The sequence below is a fragment of the Pseudomonas sp. PA-5-4B genome (genome assembly GCF_021606215.1).
Lineage (GTDB): Bacteria > Pseudomonadota > Gammaproteobacteria > Pseudomonadales > Pseudomonadaceae > Aquipseudomonas > Aquipseudomonas edaphica.
This window is the reverse complement of record NZ_WKDB01000041.1, coordinates 46,622-58,576: the sequence shown is the minus strand read 5'-3', so window position 1 is coordinate 58,576 and position 11,955 is coordinate 46,622. Positions and strand designations below refer to the sequence as shown.

Sequence of the window (11,955 nt, the reverse complement as noted above, 5' to 3'; positions counted from 1 at the left end):
GCGTTGGTCGACATACTCATTTGCCAGCCCTATTCACGCTAACAAGATAGATGACTTGGCCGGACGGATACGTCAGAATGGCTTTAATTGCAAAACCCCGACCGGGTGCAGAGTTTTTTGGGCAGTTGAGGGTTTCAAAACGTAACCTCAGCGCGGTCGAGCAGTGTTTTTCGACGCCAGCGTTCAAACCATAGATAAACCACCGGCGTAGTGTACAGCGTCAGAATCTGTGACACCGCCAGGCCACCGGCAATTGCGATGCCCAATGGCTGGCGCAACTCGGAGCCGGCACCGTGCCCGAACGCCAGCGGCAAGGCACCCAGCAAGGCAGACAGTGAGGTCATCAGAATCGGCCGCAAGCGCAACAGGTAACCTTCGCGCACCGCATCTCGGGGCGACAGGCCCTGCTGCTGGGCCTGCAACGTGAAGTCGACGATCATGATCGCGTTCTTTTTGACGATACCAATCAGCAAAATCATGCCGATCATCCCCAGCACCGATAGATCCTGACCACAGAGCATCAATACCAGCAGTGCCCCGAAACCAGCTGACGGCAAGGTAGATATGATGGTTAACGGGTGAATAGCATTCTCGTACAGCACACCCAATACGATGTAAACCGTGAGGATCGCCTCGAGAATCAGCCAGGGTTGTGACTTTAATGAATCCTGGAAGGCCTGAGCGGCGCCCTGGAAACTACCCAGCACGGTATCGGGCATTGCGACGGCCAGGGACGCCTGATTGATCGCCGTGACCGCTTCACTCAGGGCATGGCCGGGCGCGAGGTCGAACGACAGGGTAATGGCCGGGAACACGCCCTGATGGTTGATGATGATCGGCACTTATTCGGTCTTGACGCTGGCCAGCAGGCTCAGTGGCACCATGGCGCCGGAACTTGCGCGGACAAACAAATGTTCAAGAGTGGCGGCGGATGTTTACCAGCTCGGGTCGAGTTCAAGGAACACGTGGTTCTGATCAAGCTGGGTAAAAATTATCGCAATCTGTCGCTGACCGAAGGCGTCGTAAAGCACGTCGTCGATGGCCTGCACCTTTACGCCCAGCCGTGGGACGGTGGATTACCAGGGTCGATTGGGCGATGGCCTGTTGCTGCTTCGTAAGCGTCCGCCAAACACACCTTGCGCAATTGGCCGGGCGCCCATCTAACCGTCTCGATACCTTTATTCTCGCTTTACTTCAGTTGCTTCTCAAAACGAATGTCACCTTCCGGTAGGTTCTTCACGGGCTGCCAGCCAAGGCTTCTATAGAATCCGCTCGCACGGCTTGCTTCAGCGGTTTCTAACCATATCTTCTGATGGATTTGAAATAGAAAAGACTCTGCTTTGTGCATCAGATTGCGCCCCAACCCGTACCCTTCGAATTCCGGCAAGACGAAGACCGCGAATACGCAACCATCTTCAATATCGACCATCGAAAAACCGACTGGAACGCCACTGACCTCCGCGACCCAAGCGCACGGATTCTCTGAAATTGCCTGACTTATAGCTTCAGGCGTTATGCCTATCTCCGTTAACTGATCTTGAGATAAGTGATTTTCCCGAACACTGGTTCGAATCTTAAAAATCGCATCGATATCGGCAAGTTTGGCAAGCCGGATTACTGCGTCCATGGCATCTTCCTTTTTTCCATCCGTGTGATGAAAGCATCCTTACATATCTGGGCTATCAAGGGTGGCTCCAATCGTGTGGCAACAACTCCCCAATCTCACTTGCCCGCTGTGTCGGCAGTTTCCGAACGACCACGGACCTGCCACATTCGGGTTGCTCATCCAGTATCCGGAGGCGCACTGAATACCAGCCACTGCCACCCAGATCCATGTCATAAATCGCCACTCGCGATCGCTCGCACACCCAGTGCAAATGGGGGCAAAAATGGGGGCATAATTCTATTTTTTCTGGCTGTAAATACCGCTTTAGAGCCTAGTAAAAATGTTTTTTGGCTATCCTGGGAGTCTTTAGGCCTCGTCGGGCTGGCTGTTCATCTGATCATTTTTGCCCCTCCACAAACCATGGAGCTCCATTCACTTCCAGTGGATTGCTACATTGGGGGCACATCTGAGGGCATGCTTTGGTGTTCGATACCGCTGGCAATGGGTATGCCGAGCGTTCGTTGTCGGTGCTCAAGCCGAACGGCATCGTAGTGACGTCAATGGGCCTCAGTCATGCTCACATGCCCGCGTTGGCGGCTGCTTCCGGATTGCGCTTTTCTAGCGTTGCGGTAGAGCCAGATGGAGCGGGTCTGCAACAGTTGGCGGCGTGGGTGGGGTCCGGCCAATTGACGCCACACGTTAGCCACGAATTGCTACTTAGCGAAGGCGCACAGGCGCATGCGCTGGTGGAGCAAGGAAGCACATCGGGCAAGGTCGTGCTGAGGGTCACACCATGAGCGCGCCATCCACCCCGTCGCTAACTCCCCCCGTGGTTAAACCAGTTAGCGACCGACACGACCATGATTTCGTCAGTACTCGAACGTACGGTCGTAGGGAGGGATGCGATCATCAAAGTCATACAGGCCGCTGGCGCGCTGTATGAGACTCACTCGGTTACCTTCAGTGCCAGCTTCGGGAATCGGGAACTGTTCGAATATGAGGCGCAGGCGTTCGGCAACGTCGCCGTGCACGGTGTGGTGACACTGACACGAGGCTTGGAAGGAGAAATCGTCGCCGTTGGCGTTCACCACGGTCCGTTGAGCGCGGTAAACAAACTTTCTTCAGCTTTGAAAGAGCGTTTGGGCACAGAACTGGGCGCTGAATATTTCCCGTACTGAGCATCGGTTGTTTTGGCTGTAGCGCCTTTGCCACTTCAAAAAGCAACCGGCGACTTTGGTTGCGTGAGGCACTGGACCGAAAAGTCGGCCTATCGAGAGGCGATGAGCCTTAGGCAACAACTGCGTGCGAGGGCTTCTGGAGCTTGTGTCATTTGAGATCCCGTAATCACTGCGAATTCCATAAGTGAAGCTCAAGTTCGGCGAGAAAGTCAGAGTAGCTGCAAAAAAAAACTCACTTAATCTGAAAGATTAGCCGTAACTGATTGATATGCCGTCGGGCAAAATCTCATAATGAGTGATTACCCACGCCCTGCACACGGTCTGTTGTCTGTTGCCCCATGCGTAAACTTCTAGCGTTCACCGTCTCCATGGCCCTGGTTGCCGCCATCGCCGCGTATCTGGTCTGGACCCAGGAGCGCCCCGTGGCGCATTACCTGTCGGACCTGCGTATCACCCTGGCCGTCAATGAAGGCGAGCCCGCCGACCGTGGCAACCTGCTGGGCATCCAACCCGAGCTGTTCCCTGCTGATTACCAGAGCCTGGAACGCTTGCACCTGAAACTCTCGGCCTACCTGCAAAAGGCCCGCGACCAAGGTTTGATCAACGCCAAGACCGTCGTCGTGCTGCCGGAACATATCGGCACCTGGCTGATGCTCAGCGGCGAAAAGAATGAGCTGTACCAGGCCACTCACCTCAAGGACGCCATGAATTGGCTGTCCGCCAGCAACCCGTTGCAGTTTGCCCGCGCCTGGATCAGCGCCAAAGGCGATAACCGCATGGACGACGCCTACCTGCGTATGAAGGCACCGGCCATGGCACGCGACTATCAAGTGCTGTTCGGCGGCCTGGCCAAAGAATTCGGCGTGACCCTGGTGGCCGGCTCCATCGCGCTGCCCAACCCCAGTGTCAGCCAGGGCCAACTGCACATTGGCCATGGCGCGCTGTACAACGCCAGCGTGGTGTTTGCGGCCGATGGCCTGCCCATCGGCGAGCCACAGCGCCAGCTTTACCCGATTTACGATGAGCGCGGGTTTATCGCCCCGGGTGACGAAAATATCGTCAGCGTGGTCGACACCCCGGCCGGGCGCCTGGGCATCCTGATCGGCAGCGACAGCTGGTACCCGGACAATTACCGCAAGCTCAACGAGCAAGGTGCGCAACTGGTGGCCGTGCCGGCCTTCGTCACCGGCCGCGACACCTGGGACCGCCCATGGCGCGGCTTTAAAAGCGTGTCCACGCCGCCGGAAATCAGCCTCAAGCCCGAAGAACTCAGCGAAGGCGAAGCCTGGCGCCGCCTCACCCTGATCAGCCAGCAGCCCATCAGCCAGGCCAGCGCCGGCATGAGTGTGTTCCTGCGTGGGCAGTTCTGGGACTTGGGCACCGCCGGGCACAGCTTCCTCAGCAACGACGGGCACGTCACGGCGGGCAACGACGCCCGTGGCGCGCGCCTGCTGAATATCTGGCTGTAACGCCGTGAAGCCGGTGCGCCTTGGGGACTTGTCGGTGGGCTTTGTTCAGTCCTTGGCCGACGCCGTCCACAGCCACGGCCTGGACCCGCAGCCGCTGCTGCTGCAATACGGCCTGGACCCGGCGCGCCTTGCGGAAGCCGGGGCGCGCCTGTCGATCCCGCGCTATATGCGCCTGGGCCACGCCGCCATCCAACTGACCGGCGACCCCGGCCTGGGCTTGCGCATGGGTCAATTGAGCCGTCTGAGCCAGGCGGGATTGGCCGGCGTCACCGCCGCACAGGCGCCGAACGTACGCGAAGCGGCGCGCGCACTGACGCGGTTTGAAGCGCTGTACGGCTCCAACTATCGTGGCCAGTCGATCTTTCATGAGGACGCCGAAGGCGCTTGGCTGCGCTTCTATTCCATCAGCCCATACAACGCCTACAACCGCTTTGTGGTGGACTCGATCATCGCCGGCTGGCTGCAGCAATTGTCGAGCCTGGCCCAACAACCGGTGCAGGCCCAGCGCATCGACATCGAGTTTGAAGCCCCTGAGTACAGCGACCAGTACCGCGTGCTGGGTGACAGCCCCGTGCATTTCGGTGCCGAGGCCAACCAACTGCGCCTCAACCAGCCAACCCTGAGTCTGCGTAACCCGCAGCATTGCCCCAGCACCTGGCAGCTGTTGTTGAAGTTATGTGAACAGGAGTTGGAGCAGCTCACCCGCACCCGCAGCCTGCGCGAGCGCATCACAAGGTTGCTTGGGCCGATGCTCAATGGTGGCCGGGAACCCGACCTGGAAGAAGTGGCGGCACGCTTGAAGCTGCCTACCTGGACGCTGCGCCGCAAACTGGCCGACGAAGGCACGCAGTTTCGCGCAATTCTCAACGATACCCGCCGCGATCTGGCCATGACCTACATTCGCGACACGGAACTGGCGTTCGGCGAGATCGCCTACTTGCTCGGTTTTGCCTCAGCCCAAGCCTTTCAGCGGGCCTTCAGGCGGTGGAACAACCAGACCCCAGGGGAATTTCGCCGCAGTCAGCGGCATTCCGCCTGAAGTCGGTGTTACAGCTCGGTGGCGTCATCGGCCGGATCCAGCGGATCCAGTTCAAACGCGTGGTACTCCAGCAGTTCTTCCTGGTACTCGTCCATGGCGGACTCCTTCTTGGTTAAAAGCGCTTGCAGATAAATGACCTGCAAGCCCAGCCTAAAGTGCCGTGATGACGAAAAAATGTCGGCGCCATGACGTTCCTGCACTTCAAGATAAAACGTAGCAGGGTTGGATCGATTTAGCGTCGGAATCTTGAGGTGCTATTGCAATCATTGCATTTGCAATCAATAACAGATTTCCATTAGGGTACGAGACTTCGCAGCAAGGAGCCTCGACCATGCCTGTCTCTACCGCCCAAGCCGCGCAGCGCTGTATCGATGCGCTGAGCAGTGCCGCCCCGCCGCCCGGCTCGCCGCTGTACACGGTCATGAACATGGCCAATACCCTGGAATTCAGCCGACAGGCCTGGGTGATTCGTGGCCAGTCACGCAGCCGCCGTGCGGGCAACTGGCCCAGTTGGTTTGCGCGCAATACCGGCGAAAAACCCATACTGTACCTGCACCGTGCAGCATCGTCGGCGCAGTTATGTGGGCTGTCGCAGGCCGCCACGCAGCGCGGCATCCTCTGCAACGACGTCGAGAACCAGCCCTCTGCCTGGCCCAGGGGCGCGCAACCGTCGCTGCCGTTGTGGCTGGCGACCAACCCGCACTGCACGCCGTATGACCCGGCGTCCGGCGAAGAAGCCCGGGCGATTGTGCTGGCCGGGATTCGCGCGCTGTATGTCGACGGCAAGCCGGGGTTTTATTACCTCGCGCTGCATGATCAACAGCGCACAGCGAGGCTGGATAAGCAGGATCGTGAAAACGCGCTCAAGGGCATGTACCCGCTCCAGCGTACTCACACTGGGGAGGTGCGCTTGCTGGGTGCGGGCCGAGCGCTCGAGGACGTGACCCACGCGGCGCAATTGCTTGAACAGGATTGGGGCGTGACGGCGCAGGTATGGAGCTGCCCAAGCTACACGCGGCTGGCCCGTGAGGCAGCGGCGGCCGAGCGCTGGAATCGCCTGCACCCGATGGCTGCCCGGCAAAGCTGCCATCTGCATGAGTGCCTGGCCGGGAGCAGCGCGCCGGTGATTGCCGTGACCGGCTATCCGCAGGTGATTGTCGATCAGTTGGCGGCGTATGTGCAGGCGCGGTTTGTCGGGTTGGGTGCGGGGTCGGTGCAGGTTTCTGCGCCCAGTCGGTATTGGATTGTGGTGTGTGCGCTGCGGGCGTTGGCCGATGAAGGCCGTATTGGTGTCGAGCAGGTCGAAACGGCGATGCGTCGGTATCCACTGTGATGCATGGGCACGCGGTCAAACATGTGGGAGCTGGCTTGCCTGCGATGCAGTCACCTCAAGGTGTCAGGTACACCGCGGTGAGGCTATCGCAGCGGTGCGACGATTCGACAAGCCAGCTCCCACACAAGCTCGCATTGCACCTCAGGCCTTGCGTCGACTGCGGGTTTGCACGCCCGCCTCCACCGCCAACGCCGCAGTGCGCTCCAAGGTATCGGCAAACAGCTGGCGCTGCTCAGGCTCGATTTGCGACAGGAACAGCTCATCCACCGTGCTTTCGTAGATTTTCCACATCTTTTTACGCAACACCCGGCCGGCCTCGGTGATCGAGGCAAACGCTGCGCGGCCATCGCCGTCGGAGCGTGAACGCACTACCAGGCCGTCCTTTTCCAGGCGGTCTACCAGGCGTGTGAGGTTGTAGCGCTCAATCGCCAGCACATCGGCCAATTCGTGCATGCGCCGTGTGCCGTCGGGGCCGCTTTCCAGGCCCCATAACGCGTCATACCAGGCATAGGGCGGCAGGTCTGCTGCAGCCAGGCGGCGTTCGATTTCTCGGATGACCGTCCTGTGGGCCCTGACAAAACGGAACCATACATCTGGCTCTTTCGACGACATGCAACACCATCCGGGGAATTTCAAGAAGGTTGCAATAGTAGCTCATCCCGCGCTAGATTCAGTCATGTAGTTGCAATTGCAATTACATTTGCGCAACTCCCACAAGGAGCCCGCTGCTTGAAATCCGCCTACCCTGGAGCCTCACATGACCCCCAATAACGCAGTAAGACTGGACGACGATCCACAGGAAACCCGCGAGTGGCTGGAGTCCATCGAATCGGTGCTGTCCACCGAAGGCCGCCCGCGTGCCCACTACCTGATTGATCAGTTGCTGGATTTCGACGTTGCGCGCCATGGTGACTTCTACGGGCGGGTGACCACGCCTTACGTCAACACCATCGCGGTTGACCGCCAATTGCCCTACCCCGGCAACCTGGCCATCGAGCGGCGCACCAATGCGTTTATTCGCTGGAATGCCATGGCGATGGTGCTGCGTGCGGGTAAACACTCGGGTGTTGGTGGGCATATTGCGACCTACGCGTCGGCCGCCGTCCTGTACGACGTAGGCTTCGACCACTTCTTCCGTGGCCGAACCGATACCTTCGACGGCGACCTGGTGTACATCCAGGGCCACTCCTCCCCGGGCATTTACGGCCGCGCCTACCTCGAAGGCCGCATCAGCGAAGCGCAGCTGGACAACTTCCGCCGCGAGGCCGGTGGCGAGGGCTTGTCCTCTTACCCGCACCCACGGCTGATGCCGGACTTCTGGCAGTTCCCGACAGTATCGATGGGTCTGGGCCCGATTACCGCCGCCTACCAGGCGCGCTTTATGCGCTACCTGGAGTTCCGTGACCTCAAGCAACACCAAGGCCGCAAGGTGTGGGCGTTTCTGGGCGACGGCGAAATGGACCAGCCGGAATCCCTGGCGGCCATCTCCCTGGCCGGCCGCGAGAAGCTCGACAACCTGATCTTTGTGGTCAACTGCAACCTGCAGCGCCTGGATGGCCCGGTGCGTGGCAATGCCAAGGTGATCCAGGAGTTCGAAAGCCTGTACCGCGCCGCCGGCTGGAATGTGATCAAGGTGATCTGGGGCGGCGGCTGGGATGCGCTGCTGGAAAAGGACCAGAGCGGCCTGTTGCGACAACGCATGATGGAGTGCGTGGACGGCGACTACCAGAACTACAAATCCCAGAACGGCGCCTATGTGCGTGAACATTTCTTCGGCAAATACCCGCAATTACTGGCGCTGGTTGCCGACATGTCCGACGACGATATCTGGAAACTCTCACGCGGTGGCCACGACCCGGACAAGGTCTACAATGCCTACGCCGCTGCCGTGCGCCACAAGGGCCAACCGACGGTGATCCTGGCCAAAACCGTCAAGGGCTTCGGCATGGGCGAAGCGGGCGAAGGCCAGAACATCAATCACCAGTTGAAGAAGATGGGCGCTGATGCAGTAAAAGCCTTTCGCGACCGCTTCGGCCTGGAAGTGGCCGATGACCAGCTCGACGAAATCCCTTACCTCAAGCCCGCCGCCGACAGCGAAGAAGCCCGCTACTTCGCTGCCCGTCGCCAGGCGTTGGGCGGCTATGTGCCAGCACGACACACTGCAGTCGAGGCCTTGCAGATTCCCGAACTGAGCGCCTTTGCCACCCAACTCAAAGACACCGGCGAGCGTGCCATCTCCACCACCATGGCGTTTGTGCGCATCCTCGGCACGCTGTTGAAAGACCCGCACCTGGGCAAGCTGATCGTACCCATCGTGCCGGACGAGTCGCGCACCTTCGGCATGGAGAGCCTGTTCCGCCAGATCGGCATTCATTCCGCCGTCGGCCAGCTCTACACCCCACAAGACGCCGGGCAATTGAGCTACTATAAAGAGAGCAAAGACGGACAGATCATGCAGGAAGGCCTGAATGAATCCGGGGCTATTTCTTCGTGGATTGCGGCGAGTACGTCCTACAGCAATCACGGCTTGATGACCGTGCCGTTCTACATTTTCTATTCGATGTTCGGTTTCCAGCGCGTCGGCGACCTGGCCTGGGCCGCCGGCGATGCCCGCGCTCGCGGCTTTCTGCTGGGCGCCACGGCCGGCCGCACCACGCTGATGGGCGAAGGCTTGCAGCATGACGACGGCCACAGCCACATCCTGGCGTCGGTGATCCCCTGCTGCGTCGCCTATGACCCGACCTTTGCCTACGAGTTGGCGGTGATCATTCGCGAAGGCATGCGGCGCATGTACGTCGAACAAGAGGACATTTACTACTACATCACCCTGCTCAACGAGAACTACCCGCACCCGGCCATGCCCGAAGGCGTGGAGGACGGGATTCTCAAAGGCTTGTATCCGCTGAGCACGTCCCCCCAGGCGCAGGTGCAATTGATGGGCAGCGGCTCGATCCTGCGCGAAGTAATTGGCGCAGCGCAACTGCTCGACAAGGACTTTGGCGTAGCCAGTAATGTCTGGAGCGCCACCAGCCTGACCGAATTGCGCCGCGACGGGCACGCGGTGGAGCGCTGGAACCTGTTGCATCCGCAGGAAGAACCGCGTGCGAGCTACGTGGAAACCAGCCTGGCCGGACACAGCGGGCCGGTGGTGGTGGCGACGGACTATATGAAGTTATTCGCCGACCAGATCCGCCCGTTTGTACACGGCCGCCGTTTTGTGGCGCTGGGCACCGATGGCTTTGGGCAATCGGACACCCGCGAAACCCTGCGCGAATTCTTTGAGGTGGACCGCCACTTCATCGTGCTGGCGGCGCTGAAGGCGCTGGCCGATGACGGCGTGATCGGGCGTGACAAGGTGAGCGAGGCCATCAGCCGCTACGGGATAAACGTCGACAAGACGAACCCCGTAGCCGTCTGAGTTACCGCCCAGGCGTTGGCAGCGGTGGAATCGCCTCTGTCGGCGCCGGCAGGTTCGGGTTGGTCGGCGCAGGCGCTGGTTCCGCAGCCGGTGCAGGTGTTGGCGCAGTGGTCGGCACCGGCTCGGCCTGTGGCGCAATCGGTGCCGCCTCTGGCGGCGGTGCCAGCGGTTCCGACACGGCGGGCGCTACCGGAGCGTCTTTGGGCGCGTCTATCTTATCGGCGGGCGCTACCTTATCGGCAGGCGCTACCTTATCGGCAGGCGCAGGCTTATCGGCAGGCGCAGCCGCTTTCGGCTCCGGCATGCCCAGCTCAGCCTTGGGCTTCTCTGGAATATGCTCGGCCGCCTTCACGTCCTGGGGCAGGAACACATCCACCAGCGAGAAGTAGCGATCGTAAAACTTCGGTGCCGTCACTGTCTCGCTGGCCACCTTGACCATCGAATCATCGGTTGAGCCGATCGGCATCGACACCGAGCCCAACACACCCACGCCGAGACTGGCGGAGTTGTTGACCTTCTTCAGCGCGTAGCGGTCCTGCAAGGCGTTGGCGAACATGGTTGAGTGCTTGGCGCCTTTGCCATCATCGGCACATACCACGTTGAAGCTGATTTGCAGATGGGTTTCGCCGGTTTGCTGGAAACTCTTGTTACCCACCACCAGCTTGGGGTCGCTGCTGGTGATGATGTAACCCTGGCTCAACAGCGCACGTCGCGCCGCTTCACAGGCCGCCACATCGCTGACCGGGTAATCACGGGAGAACGTACCGGAGTCGTCGAAATTCTCATGTTCATAAATAGCGGTCTTGGGTGACGAGCAGCCCGCAGCGCCCGCCAGCACCAGCGCCAACCCGAGGCTACGCAAGTGAAATGATGTCGACATCGAAAATCCTGAGGAAAACAGTCAGGGCGCTATTGTGCAACAGAACGCAGGGTTGGCGCGCACATTCCTGTCGGTAAAACGTCACAGCGTTATTACACCGCCTGCGCAGGGAAAAGCCCGGCAGACATATGGTCGATAAACACCCGCAGCTTGGCCGAGGCAAAGCGACTCGAGGGCCACAGCATCCAGAAACTGCCACGGTGGACCAGGTGCTCATCCAGCACCCGTTGCAGACGCCCCTGGCGCACCGCCTCCTTGACCATGAAGTCCGGCAGGCAGGCGATGCCCAAACCTTCGTGCACCACATAGTTGAGGGACTCGATGGTGGTGCTGATCAGCGGCGCACGTAACACCGGCTCCGCCACGCCGGGCACATGGCGCAGTGGCCAGGGTTCCAGCTTGCCGGTGGCGCAGAATTTGTGGCGCAGGCAGGCATGGTCGCTCAAGTCCTGCGGGTGTTGCGGGGTGCCGTATTGCGCCAGGTAGCCTGGCGAGGCCACCAACACCAGTTGGTAATGCCCCAGATGACGTGCCATCAGCCGCGAATCTTCCGGCTTGCCGGTACGAATCACCGCATCAAAACCTTCCTCGATCACGTCCACCATGCGGTCAGAAAAATCCACATCCAGCTCGATGTCCGGGTAGGCGCGCATAAAGTCGCTGAGCACCGGCATCAACAGGCCACGCACCTGCGGCAAGCTGATGCGCAACGTGCCTCGGGGCGTGGCGCCGGCCTCAGTCAGCTCCTGCTCGGCCGCCTCCACCTCGGCCAGAATCCGCCGCGAGCGCTCGAGGAACAACGCGCCTTCGCCGGTCAGGGTGACGCTGCGTGTGCTGCGATGAAACAGCCGCACGCCCAGGCGTTCTTCCATGCGCGCGATGCTTTTGCCCACCGCCGAAGATGACACCCCCAAAACGCGGCCAGCTGCGGTGAAGCTGCGGGTTTCCGCAACCTGCACGAACACCGAAAGGCCGCTCAGACTGTCCATTGCCCTACCCTTTTTGATTACGGACGTTGACGTCCGATAAGTT

General features: G+C 60.2%; 13 protein-coding genes. 7 read left to right on the top strand and 6 right to left on the bottom strand.

The genetic code is table 11. The annotated features are described in order from the left end of the window. Window positions 1-134 precede the first annotated feature (134 nt). Window positions 135-842 carry an efflux RND transporter permease subunit gene (locus tag GIW28_RS19915; RefSeq protein WP_056861407.1) on the bottom strand — a complete coding sequence of 236 codons (708 nt, stop codon included), beginning with the start codon at window positions 840-842 and terminating at the stop codon, window positions 135-137. Here GIW28_RS19915 and GIW28_RS30850 point away from each other — a divergent pair. After that, window positions 822-1,118 (top strand): hypothetical protein, encoded by a 297-nt coding sequence (locus GIW28_RS30850; RefSeq protein ID WP_256577107.1) that lies wholly within the window; start codon window positions 822-824, stop codon window positions 1,116-1,118. The genes GIW28_RS19915 and GIW28_RS30850 overlap by 21 nt on opposite strands. A gap of 71 nt (window positions 1,119-1,189) precedes the next feature. On the opposite strand, the gene GIW28_RS19910 is transcribed toward GIW28_RS30850, so the two are convergent. Further along, window positions 1,190-1,627: a GNAT family N-acetyltransferase gene (locus tag GIW28_RS19910; RefSeq protein ID WP_065910935.1), complete on the bottom strand. Its 438-nt coding sequence runs from the start codon at window positions 1,625-1,627 to the stop codon at window positions 1,190-1,192. Between the two features lie 461 nt (window positions 1,628-2,088). On the opposite strand from GIW28_RS19910, the gene GIW28_RS19905 reads away from it, so the two are divergent. From GIW28_RS19905 to GIW28_RS19890, 4 genes are all read left to right on the top strand, one after another. Next, on the top strand, window positions 2,089-2,403 hold the full coding sequence (locus GIW28_RS19905) for a zinc-binding dehydrogenase (RefSeq protein ID WP_236447427.1): 315 nt from the start codon (window positions 2,089-2,091) through the stop codon (window positions 2,401-2,403). Window positions 2,404-2,466: 63 nt separating this feature from the next. Beyond that, window positions 2,467-2,784 (top strand): hypothetical protein, encoded by a 318-nt coding sequence (locus GIW28_RS19900; protein WP_236447426.1) that lies wholly within the window; start codon window positions 2,467-2,469, stop codon window positions 2,782-2,784. Between the two features lie 338 nt (window positions 2,785-3,122). Further along, a complete protein-coding gene (locus GIW28_RS19895; RefSeq protein ID WP_017136477.1) occupies window positions 3,123-4,253 on the top strand; it encodes a carbon-nitrogen hydrolase family protein in 1,131 nt (376 codons plus the stop codon). 4 nt (window positions 4,254-4,257) lie between these two features. Further along, window positions 4,258-5,292 (top strand): AraC family transcriptional regulator, encoded by a 1,035-nt coding sequence (locus GIW28_RS19890; RefSeq protein ID WP_236459065.1) that lies wholly within the window; start codon window positions 4,258-4,260, stop codon window positions 5,290-5,292. A gap of 8 nt (window positions 5,293-5,300) precedes the next feature. Here the strand turns inward: GIW28_RS19890 and GIW28_RS30620 are convergent, their stop codons facing one another. Further along, window positions 5,301-5,435, bottom strand: coding sequence for a hypothetical protein (locus GIW28_RS30620; protein WP_017136475.1), 135 nt, complete (start codon window positions 5,433-5,435; stop codon window positions 5,301-5,303). 188 nt (window positions 5,436-5,623) lie between these two features. Here GIW28_RS30620 and GIW28_RS19885 point away from each other — a divergent pair, with 188 nt between their 5' ends. Continuing rightward, window positions 5,624-6,625, top strand: coding sequence for a transketolase-like TK C-terminal-containing protein (locus GIW28_RS19885; protein ID WP_236447904.1), 1,002 nt, complete (start codon window positions 5,624-5,626; stop codon window positions 6,623-6,625). Between the two features lie 141 nt (window positions 6,626-6,766). On the opposite strand, the gene GIW28_RS19880 is transcribed toward GIW28_RS19885, so the two are convergent. Then, on the bottom strand, window positions 6,767-7,237 hold the full coding sequence (locus GIW28_RS19880) for a MarR family winged helix-turn-helix transcriptional regulator (RefSeq protein ID WP_236447905.1): 471 nt from the start codon (window positions 7,235-7,237) through the stop codon (window positions 6,767-6,769). Window positions 7,238-7,382: 145 nt separating this feature from the next. Between GIW28_RS19880 and aceE the strand changes: the two genes are divergently transcribed. Then, on the top strand, window positions 7,383-10,043 hold the full coding sequence (gene aceE / locus GIW28_RS19875; protein WP_236447906.1) for a pyruvate dehydrogenase (acetyl-transferring), homodimeric type: 2,661 nt from the start codon (window positions 7,383-7,385) through the stop codon (window positions 10,041-10,043). Window position 10,044: 1 nt separating this feature from the next. Here aceE and GIW28_RS19870 read toward each other — a convergent pair whose 3' ends face one another. Next, a complete protein-coding gene (locus GIW28_RS19870) occupies window positions 10,045-10,923 on the bottom strand; it encodes a DUF2242 domain-containing protein (protein ID WP_236447907.1) in 879 nt (292 codons plus the stop codon). Window positions 10,924-11,015: 92 nt separating this feature from the next. Next, complete coding sequence (locus GIW28_RS19865) at window positions 11,016-11,912, bottom strand: LysR family transcriptional regulator (protein ID WP_099550022.1); 897 nt, start codon at window positions 11,910-11,912, stop codon at window positions 11,016-11,018. Window positions 11,913-11,955: the final 43 nt, after the last annotated feature.

What these genes read in the sequence shown, in the direction of transcription:
- GIW28_RS30850 (WP_256577107.1), top strand. Translation starts at nt 822, where the DNA reads ATGGTTGATGATGATCGGCACTTATTCGGTCTTGACGCTGGCCAGCAG.
- GIW28_RS19910 (WP_065910935.1), bottom strand. Translation starts at nt 1,627, where the DNA reads ATGGACGCAGTAATCCGGCTTGCCAAACTTGCCGATATCGATGCGATT.
- GIW28_RS19900 (WP_236447426.1), top strand. Translation starts at nt 2,467, where the DNA reads ATGATTTCGTCAGTACTCGAACGTACGGTCGTAGGGAGGGATGCGATC.
- GIW28_RS19895 (WP_017136477.1), top strand. Translation starts at nt 3,123, where the DNA reads ATGCGTAAACTTCTAGCGTTCACCGTCTCCATGGCCCTGGTTGCCGCC.
- GIW28_RS19885 (WP_236447904.1), top strand. Translation starts at nt 5,624, where the DNA reads ATGCCTGTCTCTACCGCCCAAGCCGCGCAGCGCTGTATCGATGCGCTG.
- GIW28_RS19880 (WP_236447905.1), bottom strand. Translation starts at nt 7,237, where the DNA reads ATGTCGTCGAAAGAGCCAGATGTATGGTTCCGTTTTGTCAGGGCCCAC.
- aceE (WP_236447906.1), top strand. Translation starts at nt 7,383, where the DNA reads ATGACCCCCAATAACGCAGTAAGACTGGACGACGATCCACAGGAAACC.
- GIW28_RS19870 (WP_236447907.1), bottom strand. Translation starts at nt 10,923, where the DNA reads ATGTCGACATCATTTCACTTGCGTAGCCTCGGGTTGGCGCTGGTGCTG.
- GIW28_RS19865 (WP_099550022.1), bottom strand. Translation starts at nt 11,912, where the DNA reads ATGGACAGTCTGAGCGGCCTTTCGGTGTTCGTGCAGGTTGCGGAAACC.